The organism is Gemmata algarum (genome assembly GCF_034097035.1).
GTDB classification, from domain to species: Bacteria; Planctomycetota; Planctomycetia; order Gemmatales; family Gemmataceae; genus Gemmata; species Gemmata algarum.
On record NZ_JAXBLV010000144.1, the window covers coordinates 1 to 15853 of the forward strand.

A 15853-nucleotide genomic window follows, 5' to 3' on the forward strand; every position below is an offset into this window, starting at 1 on the left:
TCGGAGGCCCCCTCTGCGGCGGCAGTTGTCGAAGTGAGCCACGGTTCGAGTTTGGCGGGAGCAGGATCGGTAGAGAAGCAGACGCCGATCGAACACTTCGCCGGCCCCTGCGATCTCAAGACCGTCACCTGGGCTTCTCGACCGAGTTATGGGGATGTCGGACTCATTGGTAGGCGGTTACAATCCGGTCCGGGGCTCAGGTGAAAAGCGCAAACACGGCCGAGATATCGTTGATGCCCGATACACACTTTCCGCTCGGTGTCGTCGCTCGGCTGGGCACCTCGGATTTTCGGCTCCCCACGCGGTACGCCACCGTCTTCCTGATGCCACCGGACTGCCGCACGTACATTGCGTCCGACGCCGGCGCCCGGGTGTACCGCGAGTACGATCTCGGCAACGGTCGGGCCGGCCGAACGATCCTCGGACCCGAACTCTACGGCCCCGTCTCCCGGCCGTCCGCCGATGGGACCCGGATCGCCGTCGCCGCAACCGATGGCATTCGTGTCGTCGATCTGACCGACGGGCGGGTGGTGTTCGCCCTGCCGCCCGGCCCGGAAGTGGTCCGGTTCGCGCTCGCCCCGGCCGGCGACCGGCTCGCCGTCGTGGTCCGTAACCCGGACACCGAGCAGCGGGAAGCCGATGGCGATATGGAGGATGTGTACGTCCGCTCGGTCGTCGTCCACGACATCGGACCGGCGCCCGGGTGCCGGGAACTGTTTCCGCTCGTCAACTACGGCGTGACGGCCCTCTTCTCGCAGGACGGCTGCCGCGTCGCGGTGTCGGGCGAATGGCGGGAAGAGCATGACGACCAGCCGCCGCCGTTCGACGGGCCGCCCCCCGTCCAGGTGTGGGACTTGACGACCGGGGCCGAGGTGGCCCGTATTCGCCCGCCGGACGAACCCATTTCCGTATACCCGGCCGCCGCGGCGGGGGAGTGGCTCCTCCTCTGCTCGGCGAACACCGCCCTCCCGGTCGGGCTGTATGACTTCGCGACCGGCCAACTGATTCGGGCGTACCGGATCGACGACCCGCCCGGTTACCAGAAGGGCAAGTACGACTTATCCCCCGACGGCCGGGTGCTCGCCGGCCACGCCTGGCACGGCCCGGTCGTGCGGCGGGACGCACGGACCGGGGCGGTGATCGATATCACCCCGTGCCCGTTCCCGACGTCTGACCGGTCCTACACGGGCGACCTCGCGGTTCTGGCTGACGGGACGGTCACGGCCCTCCGGGTCGACAACCAAGCCGTACAGGCTTGGACGGCTCCGGAGGGCCGACCGCTCACGCGGGTCGTTGGCGGGATCGCACCGATCACCGCGATCGGGTTCGCGGACCACGGGCGGGAGGTCCGTACTGCCGGCCGTGGCGAGGCCGTCGTCCGCCGGTGGGACGCCCGGACGGGAGAACGGCTCGGCGAGACGGACCTGCCCGAGGCGGTCGCCCGTTGTTGCTTGGGGCGGATCTGGTTCGGTCTGGCGGACCGTCTGGTCGCCCAGTCCCGGTACGGGTCGGTTGCCTTCCACCTCGCCACCCGGGAGGCCCGGTTGACCCCGGCGGTTTACGAAGAGGCGACCCTCGGCGAGTCGCTGTCTGCGGACGGGTGGCGGGTCAGTCTCCCGACCCACTACCGGAACGAAACCGACGTGGGGGTCCGCGTCGAACACGTCATTGACGGGGGGGCATGGGAGATTTACCGCTTCGATAGTCATTCCGCGGCGGCGGCCTACGACCGGGGGCGCGTCCTGCTGGCGCATAACGATCGCCCGGGGGCGCGGCGGACAATGGTCTGTCTCCGCGTCGGTCCCGGGCGGGCGGAGGTAATTTGGTCACGAACCCTACCGGTCGGGCCGGAGCACCGGAAATCGTACCGGTCTGGGGTCGATCACGCCCGGGTGAACTTCTCCGTAGCCGATCCGGCAATCGTGTGGGCCTCGGACGGGTCAACGGTCCTGGTGATCCCGGGACCCGAGCGCGTTCCGTTCCTCATCGACCCGGCCAGCGGGGAGACGATTGCCGCGTGGGTAACGGCGGTCGGCTGGCCCCATGCTGCCCACCCGTCACGACCGGTCTTGGCGACCACGACGGCCGACGGCGACGGGCTGATTCTAGCCGACTGGCGGACGGGAGTTCAGATCGCGGTGCTTATGGAGCGGTGCTACCCACACGCTCTGGCGTGGTCACCCGATGGCAGCCGGTTGGTCGCGTCCGGGGCGGATGGAATGGCGTGGGTGTTCGACCTGGAGGCGATCATGACACCCACCTCAACCGACCTCGGGACCGGCCCCAACGCGCCTTCTCGATTTAGTTAATATCATAATCTCGCGATAGTTTTTTCTTAGCAATTTGGTACGGCGAACCCGCGCACTGGTGCCAGGATGCGGATGATGCTTGCGGGGCGATCGTGCCATATGCCGAATTCACTAGCGCCGGCCGCTTGACGGACGGCGACTGGAAAACGCTTCTGGATTCGCCACGAAAGCCGGCGGTCCCGGCGTGGGCTCAGCCGGTCGTTCCGCCCGAACGCGGGACCGGCGACCGGTAGCGCGTCGATGTCAGGCGGGGGTGGCCCCTCGGGCGGCGTCGGCGTAGGTGGATTCGAGGTCGAGCGTCAGGTTCGCCCCCCCGCGCACGGCCACCGGCACCGTGGGCAGCGCCGCGCCCGCCGGGACGTTGTGGTGCCACAGGCCGAACAGCTCGGCGCCGTTGTGAACCATCGGGTGAACCGCGAGCACCGGCGCGTCGGTCCCGCGCGGCCGCTTCGTGATCGGGTACACCCCGGTGAGACTGTGCAGGTGCGTGGCCCAACTCGCCGCCCCCGGGAGCGCGTCCACGATCACGACCCCGGCCCCGGCGGACATGAGCCCGGCGGCCCGGACCGCGAACGCCAGCGCCGAATCGGAATCGGCCTTATTGTCCGGGGTCACGAGCAGCACGGCCGCCGCGACCTGGCGCCCGTCCCGCCCCACGACGCTGACCCCGACGCGGTCGCTGAACCGGGCCGGGGCCATGTTCATGGGCATCGTTTCGGGCACCGGGCCGGGCAGTTGGACCGCCGCGGCCGCTTGCGCCCGCGTCGCGGCGGCGGGCTCGGCGACGAACGGGCCGCCCGCGAGCTGGGCGTTCAGGGCGGCGGCGACGGCCGTGGCCCAGCCGGTCAGGAACTCAACCGGGTCGCGCCCGTCGGTGTTCAGGAGTGGCATGTGTCCTCGTGTGGGTTATTCCGGGATGCGGAGCCGGGCGCAGGCCTCCGCGTAAGTGGCTTCAAGTTCGAGCTTGACGCAGCCGTAGCTCTTGAGCGCGAGCGGCACCGCGGGCAGCGGCTCGCCGACCTTGAGCGGCCAGGGCCAGAGGTCGATTAGGTCCTTTTTCTTTCGACTCACCGGGCGGTAAGCGGTGACGTACGTCCACGGGTCGTCGGGCATCAGGAATTTGTCGTCGTGCTTGGCGATGCGAACGAGTTCGTTGTGCAAGTTCCAGTGCCGCGATGTCACAATGTCAATGACGACGAGGCCGACGCCCCTTCCGAGGTAGCTGAGGCACTTGGCGGCGAACTGCTCGCGCTCGCTCTCTTCCTTCTTGTTCGAAGGGCTGACCAACTCGACCACCGCGAGCAGGTTGTAGTTGGCGTTCGCGTCCCGCACTTCGACCTTGACCTCGACCGGAAACGACGCCGGCATACTCAACTTGGTAGCGGGCGGGGCGTACGTTTCGGCCATCACCGCGACCGCGGTTCCTATGCCTGATGCGCTCTCGGCGTCGCCGGAGCCGTTTTCGTCCGAACGTTCGTATTCTGCAACGTCGGCGGACATCGCTAGCCCCAGGTGCATCGGGGCGTCCGCGACGAACTGCTTTGGCAACCGACGGTTCAGGTCGGCTGCAATCGCGCCGGCCCATTGCCCGTGAAACGATTCCCAGGGGCGTCGTCCGAGCGGGCCGTGAAAGTGATCGAACAGCGGCATCGCGTGCCCTCCTCGGCGTGCATTGTACCGCTCACTTGCCGCGCCGGTCGCCCCAGTAGTGGATCAGGTCGATGCGGGTGACGATGTCGAGGACCGCGTCGTCCTGGGTCGCCAGCACCCCGGTGTAGCCCGCCAGGAGCAGCCGGTACGCCTCGTCCAGGTGGGTGCGCACGTCCAGCGTCGGCAGCGGACGGGCCATCAGGTCGCCGATGAGCACCTGGCGCGGGTCCTTGCCGTCGTGCAGGATCCGGGCCAGCGACACCTCCTGCACGCTCCCCACCGGCTTCCCCGCGTCCATCACGGGCAGTTGCGAGATCCCGGTCGCCTCCAGCAGCAGGATGGCGTCCTGCGCGGTCGCGGTCGGGGCGATGAACACCAGCTTCCGCTCCCCGCGCTTCTTGATGAGGTCGCCGACCGAGTGCGCGGGGGCTTCCGTGAAGGCGAGGTTGTTCGCCTTCAGCCACCCGTCGTCGAAGAACTTGCTCAGGTAGTTGCGCCCGGTGTCGCAGCCCACCGCGACCACCAGGTGCCCCGGCCCCAGCCGCCGCGCGTACCGCAGGGCCGCCGCCACGTTGGTCCCGGTGCTGCCGCCCAGCAGCATCCCCTCGCGGCGGGCCAGCTCGCGGGCCACGTGGAACGACTCCGCGTCCCCCACCCGCACCCAGTCGTCCACGTATTTGCTCGAGAACGTCTTGGGCACGAAGTCCTCGCCGATCCCCTCCACCTTCCACGGCTTCGGCGAGTCGCCCGACAGCACCGACCCCTCCGGGTCCGCCCCAACGATCTTCACGTTCGGGTTCATCTGCTTCAGGTATTTGCCCACCCCGCTCACGGTGCCGCCGGTGCCGACCCCGCACACGAACACCGTCACCTTCCCCTTCGTCTGCTCCCAGATCTCGGGGCCGGTGGTGCGGTAGTGCGCGTCGGGGTTGGCGGCGTTGGTGAACTGGTTCGGGCGCCACGCCCCGGGGATCTCGCGGGCCAGCCGGTCCGCCACCCCGTTGTAGCTCTCCGGGGAGTCCGGCGCGACGGCGGTGGGGGTGATCACCACCTCCGCGCCGTAGGCCTTGAGCAGCAGGACCTTCTCAGTGCTCATCTTGTCGGGCAGCACGAAGATGCACCGGTACCCCTTCACCGCCGCGACCATCGCCAGCCCGACCCCGGTGTTGCCCGCGGTGGCCTCGATGATGGTGCCGCCGGGGCGGAGCAGGCCGCGCTGCTCCGCCTCGTCGATCATGGCCAGCGCCACCCGGTCCTTCACGCTCCCGCCCGGGTTGGCGAACTCGACCTTCACCGCGACCTTCGCCTGAAGGCCCTCGGTGAGCCGGTTGAGTTGCACCAGCGGCGTCCGGCCGACGGTGTCGAGGATGGATTCGAGCATGGGTTGGGACTCCGGACCGGGGACGTTCCGAACACCTCAATTGTCGAGCGCGGCCCCGCGGGGAGACAAGCCCGCGGAACTCGTTCTTTTTCGCGGTTCCGCAGTTGGCGTGTCGCGCGCGCGTGTCGTACAGTGGGCGAGACGAGACGAAGTCCGTAGTTCCACCGTTTCGAGTTCCGGGGCACGCGGTCGCCCGGCCGGCGCTCGACCCGGAGCTTGAAACGGCCGCACCCGCTCCGCTTCCGCCGACCGTTGTTCATTATGAGCCTGCCCAGTCAAAGCGTCGCGCTGCTCCAGGCGGCCCGCGACCTCGTGAAGAGCTTGCCCGCCGACGCGGTGCTGCTGCTCACCGAAACGTCCCTCGACTGGGGCGAGGTGCGGCGCATGCTCGCCGGGTGCCGGCTGTTCGTCGCGGCCGAGAACCCGGCCCTCACCCGGTCGCTCCGCGACGACCCGGACTGGACCGTCATCGACCTCGACCCCGAGCCGCTCCCCACACAGGAGCGGATGAACACCGCGCTGCTCAAGGCGGTCTCGGACGAGCTGCTCCCGCCGGGGTCGCACGTGGTGGCGATCTACAACGGGATCGCGACCCTCGACGACGCCCCGGAGCCGGTGGACAGCCTGAGCGTGATCCACCTGGGCGAGCACCTGGAGCGGATGACCTCGCAGGACCTGCGCATCCTGGGGGACGCGGCCCCGCTCGACGTGCTCCGCGCCGTGGTCGATCTGGCCACCGAGATCGGCCGCGAGGGCCGCGAGGGGCAGCCCATCGGCACCATTCTGGTGGTGGGCGACACGCGCAAGGTGTTGAGCCTGTCGCACTTCCAGAACTTCAACCCGTTCCGCGGGTACTCGCGGGCCGAGCGCGACGTGCGCAAGAAGGACGTGCGCGAGCAGATCAAGGAGATCGCCAAACTGGACGGCGCGCTCCTCATCGGCCGGGACGGGATCGCGGAAGCCGCCTGCCTGCACCTGGGGGCGCACGGGGCCAACATGCGGAAGGGGTTCGGCAGCCGCCACACCGCCGCCGCGGGCATCAGCAAGCAGACCAGCGCGGTGGCGTTCGCGGTGAGCCAGTCGAGCGGGAGCGTGCGGGTGTTCAAGGGCGGGGAGGAGGTGCTGCACATCGAGCCGCTGGCCCGGCCGCACGTGTGGCAACCGTTCCGGCTCGAGACCCAGGAGATCGAAGACAAAGATAAAGACGAAGACGAAATAATCGACGAGAACGGCGACGAGGTGTCGTAGCGCGAACGTGCCGCCGCGCGGAGAAGCCGAAGAGATTTTGACAGGATTCCAAACGAGTCGGTCCTCCTCCGGCGAATCCTGTCCATCCTGTCAAAACTTGTCTTCGTAAATAAGCGGCTCGCATGAGCCGAAGCTCGGCCACGACCATCCGCCTATTGCATTCGCAATTCTTGTTCACGGCCCGGCCGTTGGTATCTGTTTTAGTTTTTGCCTTTGTGGCACAGACACTCCTGTCTGTGTGGCGTGAGAAGGCCGCACAGACAGGAATGTCTGTGCCACAAGAAACAGACACAACCAGTTGGATCGCATATAAGGCGGTTTGAGCCGCACGAATCACGTCGGGACGGGTTGAGTCGGTATACGCATCGTCAGCACCGGGCACCCGGCCTTGCGCATCACGCTTTCCGCCACGCTCCCGACCAGCAGCCGCGTCAGCCCGCTGGTGCCGTGAGTCGCCATCACGACCATGTCGGCTTTCGTGTCCGTCGCCAGCTTCAAGATCTGCTCCGCCGGGTCGCCCTTGAGGAGCCGATAGTACGCATGAACGCCGGGGCTGGTGGGGTGCATCCGGGCGAGCTGGTCGCACGCCTCACCCGGCTCCTCCGTGGGGAACGGGACGACCGCCCCGTTCGGGGCGAACACGTGCCCCGGCGCGATCACGTGCGCGACGATCAGCGTCGCCCGGTAGTCGCGGGCCAGTGCGCAGGCCAGGTCGAACGCCGACCGCGCCGCGTCCGAGAAGTCGGTCGGGTAAAGGATGGTGCGGATCGGGAGCACGGCGGGTTCCTCTTGAAGTGATGCGCGGGGATGGCGAACCGGGCGCCGTTTTATCGCACCGCGACCGCCGGTGCCGGCACCGGTCGGGAGCTGATGCGCTCCTCGCGCAGGTGCTGGTGACACCGCACGCAGGTGAGCGTGAGATCGACGTAGGCGAGCGCCGCGGCGTCGATGTTCTTGTCCTTCGCGGCCTTCTTGAGGTTCTCGGACCGGCGGATGAACTCGTTGGTGTGCATCAGGTACTTTTCGGTCTCGTTGATCTTCCAGGTCACGTCTTTGGCGCACTCCATCAGCCCGTCGGCGCCGCTGCCGATTTTGGCGAAGTCGTTCATCGCCAGCCCCTCCAGCACCCGCTGCGAGTGGGTCAGCTTGCGCTGCATCACGGTGGGCTTCTTCGGTTCGGCTTTCTCTTTCGGCTGCGGTTGCTCGACCGCCCGTCCGGCCCCGACCAGCACGACAACGGTCGCGACGACGGCGGTCCACAACGCGGCTCGAACGAACGGCTTCATCGGCTTCTCCCGGTCGGGGTACGGCACCGTCTCCCGGGGAAATCCGGGCCGCGGTGCGGCAGTGCGAGCGGAAAAGCAACTCAGGGGCCGGGGGCACAGAAACGTGTGACAACGTGGCAAAGTGCTTGTTTTCCGGCCCGATCGTGTGAGACGTGGTCGTTCCCCTCTGGCCCGCGGTGTGCGATTACGGCACACCGCGGGCCAGAGGGGACAGTACCGCACACCGCGCTCAGGCGGCGTCCCCTTTTACGGCAGGTGCGGCGGCCCGCTCGCACCACGCGATCACGGCGTCCAGTTCGCGGACCGTGGCGTCGCGGTCCGTGACGGGCTCGCGCGCGACGGGGGCGGTACCCGTGCGGGCGGCGATCCGGTCCGCGAGGCGGTGAACTTTCATCAGCACGAACGCCGACCCGGGGCCTTCCGAGCGCCGGAACACGGCCCGGAGGGCGCGGCACCAGATGACGAGGCGCTCGGGGACGTTTTGAGTCGGTTCCGGGAAGCGCGAGTCGTTGTGAGCGGCACTGTAATCGCGCAACGCCGCGCGGAACGCCTCAAACGCCTTTTGGCGCGCCTGGAGGTCGGCGGCAGAGGTGGCGGTCTTGGCCGGGTCGTCGCGGTGGTTCTCCCACCGGGCCTGGAGGTCGAGCACGCGGGCGAGTGCGGTCGCCTGTTCGGTACTCATTTTCTCAGCGGCGCTTTCGCTCAACTGCGGCATGGTCGCTTTCGCGGGTTGAGTAACGGAGGGGACTTGTACCCCTCTCATCGGTTCGGACGGTTCCGGGGGTCCATAGCGAAGAGTGGAAAGTGAGGGAAGCCGGGTTGGCCGCTCCGCACATCCGTCCCGTGCCGCGCTCGGCAAGAAGGTGCGCAACCCCGGTCGGACTCACCCGCGACCCGGTAATCGTTACAACGCCGCCCGGACGTGCTCCGGGCGAAACACGCGCGAAACGCCTGGAATTGCAGCAGTTGATGGCACGGAACGGGTGAAGTGGCGGGCGTTGGCACACCGTCTGCTTTAACACCATTCGTCGAAAACCAAGTCGGGCCAAGTCCCCCTGGCCCGCTCCACATACCTCACGACCCATCCCCAACCCTATCAACGAGAGCCGGCGGCTTCGGTCGCCGGCTCCTTCTTTTTACCGTGTTCTGTGCGGGCGCGTGGCAAGTGTGCGTGAGGCACGCTTTAGGGCAGCCCCGACACGCAGGGGTGAGCAACTGGTCCGCTCCGCGAGAGGCACAGGCAGTTTGAAAACGGAATTGAACGAGTCCGCGAAGTGATCCGGAACGCTCGCCGACGTAAACAAATCGGGCCGGCTCGCCTCAGCTTTTGCGAGGCAAACCGGCCTTCTGATTTGATTCGTTCGGGCGAGGGCGCTCAGTAAGAGCGTTCCTTCTTGACGGTCGGCTTGCCCATCGCGGCGCGCTTGATGGCGTTGCGGCGTTTGGCTTCCTTACGGTTCCGCGCCTCGCACGGCTTCTCGTAGTACTCATGGGCACGCAGCTCACGCTTCAGCCCGCTGCGTTCGACCAGCTTTTTGAACCGCCGGAGAGCCGCCCCGATCGGCTCCCGGTCGTGAACACGCATGCGCAATCCCATTCAGCCTCCCGATTGTGGTGACAGAAGAGGATGATAGGAGCACGCGGGCGAAGACGCCACCCATTTTCCCTTTTTTCGCGCCGCGGCCCTTGCGCTTCAACCTTGACAGCCCGTCGGACGACTGCTATTCGCCGCGACTCTGAAGCCGAGGAGACCCGGGCCGCCCGGTTCGGGGGAGTGACGGGCGCCCGATTCGCTGGAGGAAGTCCGAGATGCGCAAATCGATTCGCGGGGTCGCGGCCCTGGTTCTGGGCTCGGCCCTGACGGCGACGGCGGTGGCCCAACCGCCCCAACCGCCCGCGGGCGCGCCGCCGGCGGTGCCGACCGCGCCGGTCGGGGCGCCGGGCGCCGCAATGCCGGGCCTCGCGCCGTCGGTCACGCCCACGCCGAAGCCGCCGGAGGTGCGCCCCACCGGCACGGCCGCGGTGGTCAACGGCAAGCCCATCCCCGAGGTCGCGGTGTACCGCGCGCTGCGCCAGTTCCCGGACCAGCACCGGGACATGGCCCGCAAAGAGATCATGGCCCACCTGATCGAGAACGCGCTGATCGACGAGTACCTCACGGCGCTCAAGACCACCGTCGACGAGAAGGACGTGGAGAAGCTCATCGCGGACCTGAAGAAGGAGCTGGCCGAGGCCAAGAAGGACTACGCGAAAGAGCTCGACGCGATGATGCTCACCGAGGCCGAGTTCCGGAGCGAGGTGACGGCCCAGATGAAGTGGGAGAAGTTCGTCCAGCAACAGGGCACCGACGCCGCCCTGAAGCAGCTGTTCGACGGCAGCCCGGACGTGTTCGACGGCACGATGGTGCGCGCCCGCCACATCCTCATGACCCCGGGCAACGACGAGGCGAAGCGGAAGGACGCGGACCAGAAGCTCCGCGGGATCAAGCAGGTGGTGGAGCAGGAGGCCGCGAAGGCGGTGGCCGCGCTGCCCGCCACCGCGGACGCGGTCGCCAAGGAGCAGGCCCGGGTGAGCAAGACGGACGAGCTGTTCGCGGCGTACGCGAAGGAGTACAGCACCTGCCCGTCGAAGAAGGACGGCGGCGACCTGAACTTCTTCCCCCGCGCCGGGGCGATGGTGGAGCCGTTCGCGAAGGCCGCGTTCGCGCTCAAGCCGTACCAGATGAGCGACGTGGTCGCCACCGAGTTCGGCTACCACCTGATCCTCGTCACCCAGCGCCGCCAGGGCACCCCGAAGAAGTTCGAGGACAAGGGCGTGAAGGAAGACGTCCAGATGCTGTACGCGATGCGGCTCCGCGAGTCGGTGATCGCGATGATGAAGCCGAAGGCGCAGATCACCATCACCCCGAAGTGACCCGGCACCGGATTCCGTGCGTTCGAGGCGCCCGCGGACCCGGTCCACGGGCGCTTCTTTTGCGCGCGGCCCTCACCGCAATACAGGTTTCAAGCGCCCGGGCACCGGATCGGGTACGAGCACTTCACCGCGGCACAGTTAAAGATCATTCCGGGAGCGGTGTAACGTCGGCGTTTGCGTTCTTCGACCTCAGGCAGGCGCTCTGCGTTCGCATTCGTGCTGGTGGCGCTAATTCGCGGCAACGGCCCGAACGAGCGAACCGCGAAGCCCGCGGAAGTCGAGAAGAAGTGGGCCGCCTGGCATGAGACCTACGCTCCCGCGTTCGGATGCCGAAGAAGGAACGAAAGATACCCCACGAGGGGCGAATCGGGATTGGAGGCCAGTTGCTGGAAAAAAGCCGCGAGTTCTTCCTTGGAAGAGAACTGTGCGGTGACGCGATCCTCCGTCCAGTTGGCGTACTGAGTGATTGGAAAGCCCTTCTTCGGTACCCCAAAGCACGCCACCGTGCGCCCCTGGGGGGCACCGTTCCGCGTTACGTCGAGGTTGTACCGCGTTTCGGTCTCATCACCCGCCATGACCTTGAGGCGGACGGTCGCCTGACTTTTCGTCACGGCCTCAGCCGCCTTGGCTATTTCAACCGCAGACGTGTGTAAGGCGTTGCTTGCTTCGTTAACGTCTTCCTCCGTCTCTTGTAGCGAAGCCCGCAGCAACTCTTCCAGTGTGGGCATGGGTTAACTCGCAGGGAAAATGATTCGTCCTGTAATGGGCAGATGGTCGGAGAGGCCACTTGCAACACCGGACAGCCACGTGAAGGCTTCTGGCTTCCCACCCGCCTCGATGCACCCGGGCAAGGGCACGATCTCGAGTGACGACTCTTCTAAATACGGCGGACTGCTACCAAGTAGGCCGCCGGTTACCAGCAACTGATCGTAAGTGTGCCAAGCCCGGTCACCCGCATTGTAATACGTCCCGGCCCACTGTTGCGAGGCCGCCTCGTCGTGCGCGTGTCGCTCGCCGAGTAACCGCCAACTCGCGTTGTAGAATCGGACCCGTCGCACTTCGCGGTCCGACGGGTGCGCCCGCTGTCGGGACCGATCCCGGTCGCGAGAAGCGTTCAACCGGTCGCGGAACACGGTCGCGAACGGTTCGATGTTTAGGTCTCCGAGCACCACGACGTGCGGAATTGTCGCTGTTTGCGTCGGGTCGTTGAGAAAATCGTAGGCGTGAGCCGAAACCGTTTCCGCGAGGCGTTCGCGATACGTTTCGCTGTTGTCACCGAAGGCCGTCCAGTGGCAAAAGATGAATCGCACGCAATGCTTCGCGCGGGTGCAATCGAGAAGAGGCATTCCGCGGGTCGTGCGCGGCACTCCGTCCGCAAACAGTGGCCACTGCTGCTGAAATAGCGCGCCGGTCCGGTGAAACACGGCGATCTGAAACTGCGCCCCTGGGGCCGCGTCCGGGAATATCAGTTCATAGCCAGAAAGCAGCCGCGATTGCAATTCCTCGGCCGCGGCCGCCGTGATTTCGCCGAGGCCCAAGACATCAGGTGCTTGGGTCGCAACGAGGTGCTGAAGCGCGGCATCGACCCGGGCGCATTTCGCCGCATAAGCGGCCGGTTCACGCGGCCAACGGGGCTCACTTGCATGCGCGACATCGTAGTGCGCGAAATTGTTGACGTTCCACCAGGCGAACCGGATCGCAGGCAGCACATTGGGCGACATCGCTCGCGCCGGGTTGGAGCAACGGGGCGGGGTCCGCGTTTAACGTATCGCCCGGTGCTGGCGCAAGGCGTCGAGGGTGCGGCGCATGTCCGGCGGGAGCGGCGCCTCGGCCTCGATCCACTGCCCGGTGCGCGGGTGCTGGAACCGCAGCCGGAACGCGTGCAGCGCCTGCCGGCCCAGCAGCACCTCGTCCCCGGCCGCGGGCGTGCCGGGGGCGATCTCGGACAGCTTCACCTGGGCGCGCCCGCCGTAGATCTTGTCCGCCAGCACCGCGCACCCCACGTGCAGCAGGTGGACGCGGATCTGGTGCGTGCGGCCCGTCCGCGGCTGCACCTTCACCAGCGTGAACCCGCGGAACCGCTCCAGCACCTCGTAGTAGCTCAGCGCGTGCTTCGCGTCCGGGTCCGTGGAGACGATCATCTTCAGCCGGTCGTAGGGGTGCATCTTCAGCGCCCCCTCGATGTAGTCCGAGTCGCGCTCCAGCTCCCCCGCGGCGATCGCCACGTACTCCTTGAACACCTTCCGCGACTCGAACTGCATCGCCAGGTCGCGGTGCGTCAGGTCGTCCTTCGCCACCAGGATGACGCCGCTCGTGTCCTTGTCGAGCCGGTGGACGATGCCCGCCCGCAGGTGCCCGGCCCCGGTGCTCAGGTGCTCGCGGAAGTGCCACTGGAGCGCGTTCACCAGCGTGCCGGACCAGTTCCCCTTGGCCGGGTGGACCACCATGTCCGCGGGCTTGTTCACCAGCGCCAGCCACTCGTCCTGGTACAGGATGTCGAGCGGGATGTCCTCGGGCACCGGGATCTCGTGCGTCGGCTCCGGCATCGTGACGTGCAGCCGGTCGTTCTTGCGCACCTTGTAGCTGGGCTTCAGCACCGGGCGGCCGTTGAGCAGCACCCCGCCCCCCTCGATGGCCTTCTGCACCACCGAGCGGCTCCAGTCGGCCCCGAGGTGGAGCTGCACGTACTGGTCGAGGCGCATCCCCTCGGACTTGACCATCACGAGCAGGTCGAGCGGCTCGCGGAACCGCACGCTGGGCGTGACCGGGGCGGGCTCGGCGCCCGGGGCGATGAGGTCGTCTTCCAGCTCTTCGGGCTCGGACATGGTGCCCCCGGGAACGGATGAGCCCCCCTGATTCTCAGCTCGGCAGGAATCAGGGAGGCTCGCGTTCCGTGTTCGGTTCGGGTTGTCGGCGACGGTCACGGCCCGCCGGGGAGCCCCGGGAGGCCGGCGCCGAACGGGTTGTCGATCGGCGACTTGGGGGCGAGCCCCGGGTCGATCGGCTTGGGCATGGCGTACGCGCGGTCTTGCAGGTCGATCACCTGCCGCGGGTTGCTCCGCAGCGACTCGGCGAGCTTCTTCGCGTCCTTGCTCCACTCCGTGTCGGGAACGGCTTCGGCCAGCTTGTCGAGGTACTCGGCCGCCTTGGCCGGGTCCCCGCGGTACTGGTCCGGGGCGCCGTCCTTCGGCATCCCGACTAGTGCGGCCTCGCCCTTCGCGGCGCCGCGGAGGCAGACCGCCTTCATGATCGGGTCGTCCTTGTACGCGTCGGCGAGCTTCAGGAACGAGTCGCGGGCCTTCTCGACGTTGTCGATCGCCTCTTTGCGGCGGGCGGGGTCGGTCAGGCTGAACCGCTCGATGCCCTCCGGCCCGAGGAGCGCGCGGGCCGTTTCGACTTCCGCGAGCCGGGCCTGCACCGTGTCCGGGTTCTTCTTGGCGAACTCCTCGAGCGACGACACCGACGCCGACCCGCTCAGCCCGTCGAACTCGGTCCACCGCCCGGACTCAACTTTGAAGTTGCTCCGGGTGATGTAAATGGTGGTGCCGACGACCGCCGCCACGACGAGCGTGACGGCCATCGCCCGGTAGCTGATCAGTTCGCCCTTGGTGAACTGCTCCCAGCCGGTGCTCAGGGCGGTCGCCAGCGCGTTCGGTTCGGCCTTCGGTTCCGGGGGCGCCGCCGGCGCGGTCGGGGCCGTGGTTGGAGCCGTCGGGGCGGTGGCTGCGGTCGTGGGTGGCGTCGGTTCCGTGCTCATTTAGCGCTCTCGGCACACCAGTGAAGACATCGCGGCCGGCACAAACGGATCATCCGGCAGATTGAGTTGATGATATGGCCCCCCTCAGAAGGGGTCAACGGAAGTGCGGGGCGGGCGACGCAGGACCCGAACGCCGTCCAATACAATGAGTTGGAACACGCACCTTAACGAGGGCGGCGCATGCTGGGGCGGTTTTTCAAAGGCATCAAGGCGGGGCTGACCAAGACGAAGAGCGTCTTCGGCGGCGTGTTCGACCTGCTCCGCGGCAAGGGGCGGGTCGATGAGGCGTTCCTTGAGGAGCTTGAAAAGCGTCTGTACCTCGCTGACGTGGGCACCCAGGCCACGCTGCTGATCGTGGACCGGGTCCGGCAGGGGTTCCGCGACAAGGAAATCACCGGCGAAATCGAAGCGTTCGTGAAGGCGCAGCTCCGCGAGCTGCTCACCGACCCGTCCCCGGGGCTGAACTACCAGGCGTCCGGCCCGACGGTCGTCATGATCGCCGGCGTGAACGGCTCGGGCAAAACCACGTCCATCGCGAAGCTGGCGAACCGGCTCCAGGCGGACGGCAAGAAGGTGCTGCTGGCCGCGTGCGACACGTTCCGCGCCGCCGCCGTCGAGCAGCTCACGGTGTGGGCGGGGCGGCTGGGCTGCGACATCGTGAAGCAGGGGCAGAACGCCGACCCCTCGGCGGTGGCGCATGACGCCTGCGAGAAGGCCAAGGCCCGCGGGTTCGACGTGCTCATCGTGGACACCGCCGGGCGGCTCCACACGCAGACGCACCTCATGAAGGAGCTGGAAAAGATCCACCGGATCGTGACCCGGCAGATCCCCGGCGCCCCGCACGAGGTGCTCATGGTGCTGGACGCCACGACGGGCCAGAACGCGCTGGTCCAGGCCGAGCAGTTCTCGAAATCCGTCAAGTGTACTGGCATCATCCTGTCGAAGCTCGACGGGACGGCGAAAGGTGGGGCGGTGTTCGCGATCAAGCAGAAGCTCGGCCTGCCGGTCAAGTTCGTCGGCCTCGGCGAGAAGATCGAGGACATGGAGCCGTTCGACCCGGACGCCTTCGTGACCGCGCTGTTCGAGAAAGAATAGGGAGGGCGTTACACCCGCCTGCTGACGCAGGCGGGTGTAACGCCCCAGACACACCAGGACTTGTAACAGATCGCTTGGCTGTGCTTGGTCGAACCGCCCGCCTTCTGATGGCGGGTGACGCAACAGGTCGCAGATTGAAACGTTCGGGGGCAGGGCTCGAACCTGCGTCCAACCGGATGAGAGCCGGTCGCTCTACCACTGAGCTACCCCAAAC

At 67.3% G+C, this 15853-nt stretch carries 15 protein-coding genes and 1 tRNA gene; 4 read left to right on the top strand and 12 right to left on the bottom strand.

Going from position 1 to position 15853, the window contains the following annotated elements:
* Positions 1–233 precede the first annotated feature (233 nt).
* Positions 234–2309: a WD40 repeat domain-containing protein gene (locus tag R5W23_RS11795; protein WP_320686492.1), complete on the top strand. Its 2076-nt coding sequence runs from the start codon at positions 234–236 to the stop codon at positions 2307–2309.
* A 243-nt stretch (positions 2310–2552) separates the two neighbouring features.
* Here R5W23_RS11795 and R5W23_RS11800 read toward each other — a convergent pair whose 3' ends face one another.
* From R5W23_RS11800 to R5W23_RS11810, 3 genes are read right to left on the bottom strand one after another with little or no spacing between them, the layout of a single operon-like run.
* Complete coding sequence (locus R5W23_RS11800) at positions 2553–3200, bottom strand: hypothetical protein (protein ID WP_320686493.1); 648 nt, start codon at positions 3198–3200, stop codon at positions 2553–2555.
* A 15-nt stretch (positions 3201–3215) separates the two neighbouring features.
* Entirely contained in the window at positions 3216–3959 is a 744-nt protein-coding gene (locus R5W23_RS11805) for a DUF4058 family protein (protein WP_320686494.1), read from the bottom strand.
* Between the two features lie 31 nt (positions 3960–3990).
* Positions 3991–5340: a cystathionine beta-synthase gene (locus R5W23_RS11810; protein ID WP_010039770.1), complete on the bottom strand. Its 1350-nt coding sequence runs from the start codon at positions 5338–5340 to the stop codon at positions 3991–3993.
* Between the two features lie 261 nt (positions 5341–5601).
* On the opposite strand from R5W23_RS11810, the gene R5W23_RS11815 reads away from it, so the two are divergent.
* Positions 5602–6588, top strand: coding sequence for a DNA integrity scanning protein DisA nucleotide-binding domain protein (locus R5W23_RS11815; RefSeq protein ID WP_320686495.1), 987 nt, complete (start codon positions 5602–5604; stop codon positions 6586–6588).
* A 333-nt stretch (positions 6589–6921) separates the two neighbouring features.
* Here R5W23_RS11815 and R5W23_RS11820 read toward each other — a convergent pair whose 3' ends face one another.
* The 4 genes from R5W23_RS11820 to rpsU form a co-directional block, all read right to left on the bottom strand.
* A complete protein-coding gene (locus R5W23_RS11820; protein ID WP_261185858.1) occupies positions 6922–7365 on the bottom strand; it encodes a universal stress protein in 444 nt (147 codons plus the stop codon).
* Positions 7366–7415: 50 nt separating this feature from the next.
* Positions 7416–7874, bottom strand: a complete 459-nt coding sequence (locus R5W23_RS11825; protein WP_320686496.1) for a hypothetical protein — start codon at positions 7872–7874, stop codon at positions 7416–7418.
* Between the two features lie 229 nt (positions 7875–8103).
* Entirely contained in the window at positions 8104–8589 is a 486-nt protein-coding gene (locus tag R5W23_RS11830) for a hypothetical protein (protein ID WP_320686497.1), read from the bottom strand.
* Positions 8590–9249: 660 nt separating this feature from the next.
* Positions 9250–9459 carry a 30S ribosomal protein S21 gene (gene rpsU / locus R5W23_RS11835; protein ID WP_320686498.1) on the bottom strand — a complete coding sequence of 70 codons (210 nt, stop codon included), beginning with the start codon at positions 9457–9459 and terminating at the stop codon, positions 9250–9252.
* A gap of 224 nt (positions 9460–9683) precedes the next feature.
* Between rpsU and R5W23_RS11840 the strand changes: the two genes are divergently transcribed.
* Positions 9684–10787 carry a peptidylprolyl isomerase gene (locus R5W23_RS11840; protein ID WP_261185862.1) on the top strand — a complete coding sequence of 368 codons (1104 nt, stop codon included), beginning with the start codon at positions 9684–9686 and terminating at the stop codon, positions 10785–10787.
* Between the two features lie 308 nt (positions 10788–11095).
* Here the strand turns inward: R5W23_RS11840 and R5W23_RS11845 are convergent, their stop codons facing one another.
* The 4 genes from R5W23_RS11845 to R5W23_RS11860 form a co-directional block, all read right to left on the bottom strand.
* Entirely contained in the window at positions 11096–11515 is a 420-nt protein-coding gene (locus R5W23_RS11845) for a hypothetical protein (protein ID WP_320686499.1), read from the bottom strand.
* 3 nt (positions 11516–11518) lie between these two features.
* Positions 11519–12508, bottom strand: a complete 990-nt coding sequence (locus R5W23_RS11850; RefSeq protein WP_320686500.1) for an endonuclease/exonuclease/phosphatase family protein — start codon at positions 12506–12508, stop codon at positions 11519–11521.
* 39 nt (positions 12509–12547) lie between these two features.
* Entirely contained in the window at positions 12548–13612 is a 1065-nt protein-coding gene (locus R5W23_RS11855; protein WP_320686501.1) for an RluA family pseudouridine synthase, read from the bottom strand.
* Between the two features lie 95 nt (positions 13613–13707).
* The gene (locus tag R5W23_RS11860) at positions 13708–14544 is read right to left on the bottom strand and encodes a hypothetical protein (protein WP_320686502.1); all 837 of its coding nucleotides are present in this window, start codon (positions 14542–14544) and stop codon (positions 13708–13710) included.
* A 180-nt stretch (positions 14545–14724) separates the two neighbouring features.
* Here R5W23_RS11860 and ftsY point away from each other — a divergent pair, with 180 nt between their 5' ends.
* Entirely contained in the window at positions 14725–15639 is a 915-nt protein-coding gene (gene ftsY, locus R5W23_RS11865; RefSeq protein WP_261185867.1) for a signal recognition particle-docking protein FtsY, read from the top strand.
* Between the two features lie 140 nt (positions 15640–15779).
* Here the strand turns inward: ftsY and R5W23_RS11870 are convergent.
* Positions 15780–15853 (bottom strand) — tRNA-Glu (locus tag R5W23_RS11870).